We start from the raw sequence: 10,582 nt of genomic DNA, 5'->3' as shown, positions 1-10,582 counted from the left end.
GTTGACGGCGAGGCCTTTTGTATGGGCTACCTGCTGAATGACTTGGGGTAACTATTATGACGACTCATTTAAAGGATTTTTCCGCGCCCGAAGACTCGGGGGCCGGGCAAAAAATGACGCATTTATTAACGCACTCTTCAAAGATTTATAAAAACTATTTCAAACGGCTCTTCGACATCGCTTTCGTGCTTCTGACAGCCCCGATCGCACTGCCGCTTATCGCGTTGATGGCGCTGATTGTGGCGCGCGATGGAAAATCACCCTTTTACTGGCAGCCACGTGTCGGGCGGAACGGCAACGTGTTCAGGATGCTGAAAATTCGCACAATGGTCCCAAATGCCGAGGCGCGCCTGGAAGAGCATCTGGAAAAAAACCAGGACGCCCGTGCAGAATGGGAAAGCACCCAGAAACTCAAAGATGATCCCCGCATTACCGCCGCCGGAAACATCATGCGCAAATCGTCGCTCGACGAATTGCCACAACTCTGGAACGTGCTCTGCGGTGATATGTCGGTCATAGGTCCGCGCCCAATGATGGTCGACCAGAAACCTCTCTACCCAGGCTCCGCATACTACGCCCTGCGCCCCGGTATCACAGGTCCTTGGCAAGTCTCGGACCGAAATAACTGCACATTCGCTGAACGCGCTAAATTCGACACCGAATACAGCAAAAAACTGTCCCTGAAAACAGACATCATAATACTCGTCCAAACCGTCGGTGTCGTACTCAAATGTACAGGGTATTAAAGAAGACAAGGTTTGACAGTGCGGACTGTCCCGCTCTACTACCCAAAAGGGAAACGGGAAAGCCACGAGACATGATCAGACGTTTATTACTTGGCGTATTGCTGGCTGGTAGCCTTTCATTTTTGGTGGCTTGCGATACAGCCGAAGAACGTGCCGAGAAGCATTTTCAGACAGCCTTGGAGCATCTCGAAAACGGTGACGAAATCCGCGCTATTGTTGAATTTCGGAATGTTTTCAAGCTCAATGGCCGCCACCAGGAGGCCAGGCTAACCTTTGCAAGGCTTAAGCGCAGCAGAGGTGAATTGGTAGAAGCCTATGGCCAATATCTGCGCCTTGTTGAGCAATACCCAGAAAACCTAGAAGGAAGACGCGCTTTGTCCCAGATGGCGGTTGACGCTGAAGACTGGGAAGAAGCGGCTCGACACGGTGCTGTCGCAACCGAAATGGCTCCGGATGATCCCGTTGTACGGGCTGTAAACATCAATCTTGACTATCACAGCGCCATCCAGAATCGGAATCTTGCTGCCCAGACAGCAGCACGCGAGAAAGCGCAGGCACTTGTTGTGGATTTTCCTGATCTAATGACGGCTCACAGGGTTATCATTCGTGATCTGCTTCGTCGGCGCGACTGGCCTGCTGTATTGGCTGCGATTGATGCAGCACCTGAAGCCCCCGAAATTTTCCCCTTACGGCTTGGCGTTCTCAATGAGCTTGGCGACACGGAGGCGTTCGAAGCGCATTTAAAAGAATTGATAGACCGCTTCCCCGATGAAGCCGCACTGCCTGAAGCCTTGGTGCATTGGTACATGTCGCGTGGGAACGCAGATGCAGCGGAGGCCTTTTTGCGCTCAAGGTTGGACCCGGCAGCAGCATCTCCAAAAGCCGAAGTGACGCTGATCCGTTTCCTATCCAATGTGCGGGGTCCTGATGTAGCAGCAGCTGAGCTTGATAGGATTATTGCTGAAAATGTGTCGAACAAGACCCTATACCGCACATTGCGGGCTGCGTTGCTTTTTGAAACAGGTGAAAGAGATCAAGCCATTTCAGAATTGGAGGCCTTGCTTGCAGAACTTGGGCCATCTGACGCGACCAACAGTATAAAGGTGACGTTGGCACAGATGCTGATTAATGCTGAAAACCCGGTTGGCGCGCGAAATCTTGTAGAGGAAGTGCTTGCCTCAGACCCTCGTCAGGTTGAAGCAACGAAGCTCAAGGCAGCATGGCTGATCGATGACGACAAAACTGGCGAGGCAATTGCTAGCTTGCGCGAAGCGTTAAGCCAAAGCCCGCGCGACCCCGCGATAATGACACTTCTAGCTCGGGCGCATGAGCGAGATGGAAATCGTGACCTGGTTGCGGAAATGCTGTCTTTGGCGGTTGAAGCCTCGCGAAGCGCCCCTGATACCTCGCTGCGATATGCCACCTTTTTACTTATGGAGGGCAAAGAAATTTCAGCAGAAGGGATTCTGCAAAATGCGCTGCGTCTACAGCCGGGTAATCCGCAGATTCTGAGAGCTCTTGGCCAGACCTACGTTCGGCTAAAAGACTGGGGGCGCGTGGAGGGTGTGATCCAGGCGTTGCGCAAGATAGACCCGACTGGATCACAGGACGTTATTAACGAACTAACCGCGCGCAAGTTGTCTGGACAGGAACTCGAAGATGATTTGCAGAGCTTTCTCAAGGGACTCACAACGGAAGGGCAGGGTAATGTTGGGGTGGATGTCGCGATTGTTCAGGCGCACATAAACCGCGGCAATTTACCTGCCGCACGGGCCTATTTGAACAGTGCGCTTGCGCAAAGGCCAGATAGCAACGTATTATATTTTGTCCTCGGGTCGGTTCAGGCAATGGACGACCAGATTGATGAAGCGGAAACCACATTCCGCAGTATTCTTGAAAAGACACCGGAAGCAGAACGGGTCTGGGTGGCCCTTTACCGACTGCACCTGAGCCAAAAGGATGAAGCCAAAGCTGGCGCGGTTCTTGAACAGGCACAGGAGGCTTTGCCGGACAACGTAGACCTGAAGCTGATACATGCAGGTGCGTTGGAACGTAAGGATGATCTTGATGGCGCAATTTTGGTTTACGAGGCGCTCTATGCGCTCGATAGTAGCAATCTCGTGGTTGCTAACAACCTGGCGAGCCTGCTGACAACCCACCGGGATGATGCTGAGAGCCTCGAGCGCGCCTATATCATCGGGCGGCGTCTGCGCAGCCGGGACTTCGCTCCGTTTCAAGATACATATGGCTGGATTGCCTATCTTCGGGGCAATTATGAAGATGCACTAATCCATCTGCGCCCCGCCAGCGCCGGGCTTCCGGGCGATCCAGAAGTCCAATATCATCTGGCCATGACCTACGTTGCCCTCGAGCGTTATGGAGAGGCACTCGCCCAATTTGAAAAAACTGCTGAGCTGGTCGGACCCGTGCAAAAACCGCACTTTATGGATACTGTTACAGCAGAAATAGCACGTCTGTCTTCTGTACGTGATGCCGTAGAAGGAGTACCGGAGAATGGCACGACGGAGGGAGAGGGTAACTGAGCGCGACCGCAGTAATAGTGTCGCAGTCCGATAGGTTTGTTAAATCAATGTTTTACAGACCGGGCCCTGACAGAGTAATCTGATTTAGTTAATAGTAGTCGAGGGGAGACGCTATGTATAAAATTCTTTGCAGCCTTTTCATTTCCATGCTGCTCGCAACCGGGGCATCGGCCCAAAGCCCATATCGGGTCAAAGCCGGTGATACGCTTCAGGTCGAGGTCGTGGAAGATACCAACCTTAATCGCCAGGTGCTTGTGTTGCCTGACGGCACGATCAGCTTTCCGCTGGTTGGCAATATGCCGGCCGCCGGGCGTACCGTTGACCAGGTACGCGCCGCGCTCAGCAGCGGGCTGGCTTCTAACTTTGCCTCACCACCCAATGTCTATGTTTCCATCGGGGCGCTGGCGCCACGCGTTTCTGGCACTGCAGTCGTTGCAGCGACCCAAGGCGTTTTTGTGACAGGTCAGATCTCGGCACCAGGCAGGCTTGATGTTGAACCTGGGACAACCGTATTGCAGGCCATCGCACAGGCAGGCGGGCTGACCCCGTTCGCCGCAGGCAAGCGTATCCAGTTGCGCCGGGAAGACAGTGTTTACCGCTATAACTATTACAGTGCTGGCAGTGATGGTGGAAGCATCAGCAGCAGCACCGTACTGGCACCCGGCGATGTTATTGTTGTTCCACAACGGCGGCTGTTCGAATAAATCCCGGACAACTCGCTTCATCAGATAAACCACGTGAAAACCCTCAGGCTGGAAAAAAACAGCCTGAGGTGGTCACACGGGTTGCGAAAGTCATTGCTTTTTGAGTTGCTATTGATTGCTGTCGATCCAACGCGACATCATTGTTTTATCGTGAAAACATTCGCGGGGAACATCGCGGCGTTTAAGTCGGGCAATGCGTTCTGCATAGGCCACTTGCTTAGAAGACGGATAGCGCGAAAATTCAGTTTTCTTTGGCTTCTGCAAATGCCGATCAATCCATGTAGACAAGGCGCGGCGGTCTTGCTGGACCTCCCACGGTAAAACAAGCGAGGCCCGCTCGGCAATTTGCCGGGCAAAGCGAAGCTGTTTCTCTGTAACCGGTATTTTATGATAATCGTTGGTTGTCAGATGGTTGAGAGAGGCTTGTTGGGTGTGGGCAGCATTTTCCATGTTTCCCTCCATATCGATACCCTCAGTATAGAACAAAAACGGAACAAAATCAAGTCAGAGGCTAAAGAATACAGAAAGCCCGCCGTAAATTGTCAAAGCAACAAAATGTGTTTCAGAGGTTGCTAGACACTGTTTTCTGGGCGCGGATCGTGTAGATCAGGTCGAAATAAGCGTTAAGGGCAACGTCTTCTTTCCAGTTCCGATCAAGGCCGATTTTGGCTTTCTGGCCAAGGCTTTTTACTTTGTCGGGATTTTCCGAGAGATCTTTTAGGCAAGCGTGAAGCGTTTCCGCAGTGTCAAACAAAAGACCACCACCTGTTTCTTCTACAATCTCGGGATAAGGCCCAAGATTGCGTGCGATTATGGGCGTGCTTTCGCGAAATGCCTCAAGCACGACAAGTGGGAACACCTCGTAGCAGCGTGACGGAGTGATGACGGCGATTGCATCTCGGTAAAGTTCGCGCAGTTCATTTTCTTGCAGGCGGCCAAGGAAACGCACGTTTTTGCGGCCCTCTGCCAGTTTGCGCAGTTCTGCTTCGTAGTCGCCGTCCCCTGCGATCAGCAGATCAGCTGGAATGCTCTCGTCAAAGGCCGGAATGACGTCTTGAAGACCCTTGATCACCTCGAGTCGCCCTACAAACAGAAAAAACCCGCGCTCAGGCGGTGAAGATGTTTCTGGCAGAGAAGGGACGTCAGGCAGAAAAGACGGCACAACCGTTGTCGGAGATTTGAACCCAAAGCGGCGATGATTTTTTGCCGCAGATTGGCTTAGCATCAGGAAGGCGTCGACATGATGTGCCTCGCGGGCAATGAGGTCTGTCGCGCGCCACAACTGCGGTGGGCGACCATGGCGGAGAACACAACGCAGGCACCGTTTTTCGTCACAAAGTTCGCGGTTGTCCCGCCACAGGATATGCGACGGGCAAACCAGCCAGTGTTCATGTGCTGTATGGAGTTTGATGCCGGTTCCGATTTTCCAGATCCCCGGACCACCAATCAGCGAAATATTGTGGAAATGAATGACATCGAATCGATCAGTAAGAAGTCGTTCCAGTTCTTTGCGATGGGTTGTGGGCTGACCAAGTTGTTGCACCCCAAGCGAGGAAAGCAGCGGGTGCTTGCTTCCCAGACGGTGAACAATGATTCCATCGTCTTCGTCCTGAACCTCGGGTGATTTGCCTGACAAGTGACGATAAGCGTCGGTGTCATGCACAACTTCAACATGGTGGCCACGTGCCGCCAGAGCACGGGCCAAACGCTGAACGTAAATACCATCTCCACCAAAGCTGAATGGCGGATAAAAGGTAGTAACCAACGCAATGCGCAATGGACGCCCTAAGGAAGAATCTTTCATCAGTACCCTGGGTTTGAGGGCGGTATCTGGTCTAAGCCGCAGCGGTACGCGCAAGGAAGACGCGACCATCTTTTTCTGTGGCTTTTACAGCTTTCAATTTGAAGGCTTCGCAGCTGGATTCTCCGGTTTCGACCGAGAAAGACATACCGTGGCCGGGACAGAAGACCTCTTTTCCATCCTGAAAGCCGTCGATGGTATCGATGCCCATATGGGGACAACTGCGATGATACGCGCGAAGCCCGTCCTTAGTGCGCCAGATCATCACTTTAGCGTTGGTGAAATCTACACCCAACCGGTGACCCGGTTTAAGGTCATCGACCGAGCAGATGTCGACCGGATCAGCGTCTTTTTCCAGTGCGAAATTCAGCGTAAGTTTTTCGGTGTCTTTATGTTTATAGGGCTCACGCGAAGTCCAGGAAGGATCCCCCTGGAATTCCTTGTGCGGGAAGGCGCTCATTTTGCCCCACCGTTTGTCAGCGAGATCCTTGGAAGAATACCAGTATTCAAAATGAAACGGCGCCTCTTTGGCGAAACGAGGCTCGTGCGGGTTGAGCCGCGTGGTCAGTGCAACACGTGTTTCATCAGAGATATTTACTTGGGTGCCGTGCAACATTTCTGGGTTAAGAACCAGAAGCTGGCCGGGCTCCATTGCATATTTCAGTGGCCTTGGTGTTGCCTGACCTTCCTTGAGGTACATTGATACAGGGTCAAAATGTACCTCCTGGCCCCACATGCCGGGGTAGAGGATTACCGTGTTGCCCTCGTTCACGCCATCAATCGACAACCAGAGATTAATGCCATCATAGGAATGACCATACCAGGTGTCTACATGCGCCCCATGCGCGCGTGCCGGGGTTGCGAGGTTTCCGTGGTAGGCTTTTGCATCATAGGCGTGAGATTTCTTCTTGCGGCGCTCGTCCAGTTTCTTGGCAATGGCGCGACTGCCAGCATAGGCGAGCATTTTCGGGTTACGGAGCGCCGCCTGTAACAGGCGCATCCGTTCCGTATAGGCGTAAGGGGGCGCTGCAATATCCTCAGCACGTGCCTTACGGGCCACCAAATGCGGATAATGAATGCGGATAACGATCAGGTGGTCGACAAAGAATTCGTTGGGAATGCCAAGGGTTTCTGCACCCACTTTATAAGACCAGTAGTAAAGGTCGTCGCGCAGTGTTTCGCGCAGGTGGAATTCCAGCAGGCGCACTTTTTCAACCGGAAAATGCTTGTGCACCATTTTGAGGCCGTCACGTTCAACTCCGGCACGTGCTTCCGGGCCATGATATTTCTCGACACCAATAAGAAACTCGGCGCGAAGTTTTGCCATGATTTCTTCTTTCATGGCATGATCGTTCAGTAGATAGTGCTGTGCATTATTAATTATGCTGGAAAGGTCAATTTCCGGGTCCGCAGTATGCACGATGTGAGACTGGTCTTGAGCCATCTATCTACTCCAAAATAACGCCTTAACAATTTTAAAATAATAGCATGAATTGCTAAAAATCATAGACTTCTGCATTTGTTTGCAATCCTAGTTGATAAAAATGGTTTTCTTGCAGCAATTGTTTCAAAGCTTTGAACAATTATGCATCTTCTCAGTGCATGAGCGCCTATTATTGGGGTTTTCCCGATTTCAAAACAATCACAGTGCCACCACCGAGCGTGCCCGGTAACCGCTCAATTGTCGTAAAACTAGCATCGATGAAATGACCGATTTCGGGGTGGTTTGCAAAGCTGTGATCTTCGAAAGCATAGACCAGCCAGACCGTCCGTGTCTTTGTCAGGTTTTCCAGTTCGTCTTGTGTCTGAACAACGCTCCAATCTGGCGCAAAATAGGTGGATATCGGCAGCGAAGCCAAACCAAAACTGACGCGAGCATCATTTGCGTCAGCTTGCGCATTGACCAGTTGAATAGCACCAGCAAAATCCTGTTTTGGTGCGGAATAGTTTTTGGTAGCCCAAACCGCAGAAGCGAGGATCCCAAAGGCCCAGCCAAGATATGTTAGCGGCTTTGAACCCCAGCACAAATTCTTCGCAACCCATCCGGCCAAAGCTGCGGTGCCAGCGACAGCGAAAAGGATGAGAAAGACCAGATCCAGCAGAAAGTAGCGCGGCCAGATGCGCATTCCCGCTGCAATAAGAAGGATGAGCGTGATCATCACATGTGTTGGGAACAGCGTGGCAAAAATAGGGCTAAGCCGCCAGATTCGGACAAAACCCAATCCCAGAACTGCAAGGACCAATGGGAATGCGACGAGTGTTGCAGGAAGGGGTAGGGGAAGGCTGCGTAGAATTTCAAGCAACGTCCATAACGGGCTGCGCCATTCAGGAACGGCATCTCCTGTTGGCGTGGCTGGTGCGCTGACAGCTGCGAAGGAGTCTAACATTTGCGGCAAGAGCGGCGCGTGAACCAACAATGTAAGCAGACCCGCGAGTAAAAAACCAAAAATCCCGCTGGAGGTTATTCCACTAGGAGTGGCGTGATCGTGAAGGCGTAGTTTTGCGATTCCCGAGAGGACGTAAAGAATGCCAAGTGCTGCTATGTAAAAGGCCGCAGAAAGATGCGTATACATAGCCAACGCCGAGGCCAACCCAAAACCGATCCAGGCAAGCAAGCGGTTTTTTCGCTGCCCGACAACGAAAAACACGGTGGCCAGAACACACCAGAAAACCAAACCAGTATAGCCGCGTGCATTTTGTGAAAACCAGATGTGGTGGTAGTTCAGAGCGAGAATTCCAACGCTGACATGCGCCCAAGACAAAGGCGCACCAATTAAACGTATAAGCCACCAGACCGCGGGAATAGTAGCAACGCCAAACAACATGGCCGGTAGACGTAGCGACCATGCGCTTTCTCCAAACAGGGCGATTGATTCATGGGCCTGAAGTGAGAAAAAGACGTGATTGTTGAGCGAGGTGTAGGTCGTCAGAATATCTTGCAAAGGCAAACGGACAAATCTTACAAGGGTAAGGACTTCGTCATACCAGAGGCTGGCGTTTAGTTCGTAAATTCTAAAAACCGCTGCCAAAAGCGTTAGCAAAACCAGCAAGAGCCAATCGACGAACCGGACCTCGGATTTCATCTAAACTGGCCTTTCCATTTGGCGATCCGTTCCAGCGGCGGGTGGACGGCAATGGAGAATGGATTTGTGATCAGGTTTTTCAGTTTTTCAAAATCTGTCCGGCCAACAGTTGGCAAATCGAAGTCGCGGCCCATTTCCGCGGCACGGTTGTCAACTTCGATAATAACAGCCCGACGCCCCATTTGCAGAGAGCGGATTCCGCCGTGAAGCCGGTTTCCGATGTAATCAAGGCTTGGGTGGCTTTCGAGCAGATCATCAAAGGCTTTGAGTGACGGCGCGAGCATTGTGAGCCCGGGGTGAAGATTTTGGGCGTAGTCCCAGTCTGTTCCGGTCTGCACCCAAAGATGGACCTTATCATAGTGCTTAGACAGTAGTTCCAGCATCCGGCGGTCTGCATCGCGATCCTTGATGTAGGTATTGACCGTCGTAACAACCTCTTTGGCCTTTGTTTTTGGCAAGGCTGCACAATGTTCCGGCGTCAGGCGCCAAAGGGTAGGGCAGGAGGTGTTGACAACATTGGTGATCCCGATTTTGGAAAGGTTCGCCATAGAATAGCTGTCACGCACTGCGTGAAGGTGGCTCCCGGATAGAACAGAACGCAGCAGCCAGCTGGAGTAGGGGTCGGGGCGGCGTTGATACTGGTACCAGCCACAGCCCATAAGAACGACATTGTGCACAAGTAAACCGTCACGCAGACTTAATTTCCACGGTGCGCGGAACCACATGCGCGATGATAAAAGATTAGTCCCCGAAGCAATTGCAAATTCAGATTTCCTGACCAAACCACGCGATTTTGCACCCATGTATTCATGGCTTGCCACGGTGTGGGCAAAAGCGTCCGGTAACAGTTCGCTCAGTTCCAGACGTACGGCATCCATTATTATTTGATCACCAAGGTTGGTCGAGGCAGTGGCTGTATCCAGAATGGTGATTTGCTGCATCTTTGTCATGTGGTGGTCTTTCTGAGCCGCGCTGTGACGATCACTTCGAAATCCTCGTCTTGATGATCCAGATGCTCGGGTAACAATTCCTCTGCAGCAAGACCCTGTAAAAAACAGCAGGCGGTCATGACATTGCCGTAGGTTTGTATCCGCACCCCATCTGCTTGCCAGAACTCTTCGGCCATTGCCTGCATCGATTGTGCTGTGAAATGCCAGTATTCGCCCCAGGGGTCGACGCCAAGTCTCCGTCCAATCTTGGCGATACCTGCAGAGGTGATAAGTGCAACCCCACCCGGTTTCAGAATCCGGTGCAGCGTTTCGAACGCGGCACGCGGCTCATAAATCATCTGGATCGTTTGCGTGAAAATGATGCAGTCAAATGTATTGTCAGGAATATGTGGCGCATTGGTCAAATCGCCAACAATCGTGGCTTGCGGGTTGCCTTCGACATAGTGAAGTACATCCGCCTGTGTGACATCCTCGCCGAATTTTTCAATATAGGCAGGATCGCCAAGTTCCAGACAGCGGCCGGTGATGTCACTTCTGTTTTCTTTAAGAAATGCTTCGATGTAGTAACGGTCAATCGCCTGACCGCGATCAAACCCAAAGATGGAGGAAACGGGTGACAGGCGGTCGAAATCGCCAAACTTTATCGACCCCGCACGCGGCCACTGCAGCCTGTGTTTCTGGCGCTGAAATGTGACCCAACGACCAAAACTTTCGGGCAGGAAAGATTTGGCGATTTTTCGAAGGCTGTGTACCAT

At 52.0% G+C, this 10,582-nt stretch carries 9 protein-coding genes; 3 read left to right on the top strand and 6 right to left on the bottom strand.

Features of this window, described 5'->3' with window-relative positions:
* Nucleotides 1–56: 56 nt before the first annotated feature.
* From MWU63_RS18575 to MWU63_RS18565, 3 genes are all read left to right on the top strand, one after another.
* Nucleotides 57–746, top strand: coding sequence for a sugar transferase (locus MWU63_RS18575; protein ID WP_247079393.1), 690 nt, complete (start codon nucleotides 57–59; stop codon nucleotides 744–746).
* 71 nt (nucleotides 747–817) lie between these two features.
* On the top strand, nucleotides 818–3,289 hold the full coding sequence (locus tag MWU63_RS18570; RefSeq protein ID WP_247079391.1) for a tetratricopeptide repeat protein: 2,472 nt from the start codon (nucleotides 818–820) through the stop codon (nucleotides 3,287–3,289).
* A gap of 113 nt (nucleotides 3,290–3,402) precedes the next feature.
* The gene (locus tag MWU63_RS18565) at nucleotides 3,403–3,993 is read left to right on the top strand and encodes a polysaccharide biosynthesis/export family protein (protein ID WP_247079389.1); all 591 of its coding nucleotides are present in this window, start codon (nucleotides 3,403–3,405) and stop codon (nucleotides 3,991–3,993) included.
* Nucleotides 3,994–4,101: 108 nt separating this feature from the next.
* Here MWU63_RS18565 and MWU63_RS18560 read toward each other — a convergent pair whose 3' ends face one another.
* The 6 genes from MWU63_RS18560 to MWU63_RS18535 all read right to left on the bottom strand — a co-directional run bounded on the left by MWU63_RS18560 (nucleotide 4,102) and on the right by MWU63_RS18535 (nucleotide 10,582).
* Entirely contained in the window at nucleotides 4,102–4,443 is a 342-nt protein-coding gene (locus MWU63_RS18560; RefSeq protein ID WP_247079387.1) for a hypothetical protein, read from the bottom strand.
* Nucleotides 4,444–4,555: 112 nt separating this feature from the next.
* Nucleotides 4,556–5,797, bottom strand: a complete 1,242-nt coding sequence (locus MWU63_RS18555; protein ID WP_247079385.1) for a glycosyltransferase — start codon at nucleotides 5,795–5,797, stop codon at nucleotides 4,556–4,558.
* 31 nt (nucleotides 5,798–5,828) lie between these two features.
* Entirely contained in the window at nucleotides 5,829–7,238 is a 1,410-nt protein-coding gene (locus MWU63_RS18550; protein WP_247079383.1) for a Rieske 2Fe-2S domain-containing protein, read from the bottom strand.
* Between the two features lie 169 nt (nucleotides 7,239–7,407).
* Nucleotides 7,408–8,877: a glycosyltransferase family 39 protein gene (locus tag MWU63_RS18545; RefSeq protein ID WP_247079373.1), complete on the bottom strand. Its 1,470-nt coding sequence runs from the start codon at nucleotides 8,875–8,877 to the stop codon at nucleotides 7,408–7,410.
* A complete protein-coding gene (locus tag MWU63_RS18540) occupies nucleotides 8,874–9,827 on the bottom strand; it encodes a polysaccharide pyruvyl transferase family protein (protein WP_247079371.1) in 954 nt (317 codons plus the stop codon). The genes MWU63_RS18545 and MWU63_RS18540 overlap by 4 nt, the downstream gene beginning before the upstream one ends.
* On the bottom strand, nucleotides 9,824–10,582 hold the full coding sequence (locus MWU63_RS18535) for a methyltransferase domain-containing protein (RefSeq protein ID WP_247079369.1): 759 nt from the start codon (nucleotides 10,580–10,582) through the stop codon (nucleotides 9,824–9,826). Before MWU63_RS18535 ends, MWU63_RS18540 begins: the two co-directional genes overlap by 4 nt.

Source organism: Pseudohalocynthiibacter sp. F2068, from assembly GCF_023015645.1.
In the GTDB taxonomy this organism is placed as follows: Bacteria; Pseudomonadota; Alphaproteobacteria; order Rhodobacterales; family Rhodobacteraceae; genus Pseudohalocynthiibacter; species Pseudohalocynthiibacter aestuariivivens.
This window is presented reverse-complemented; position numbering and strand designations above follow the sequence as displayed.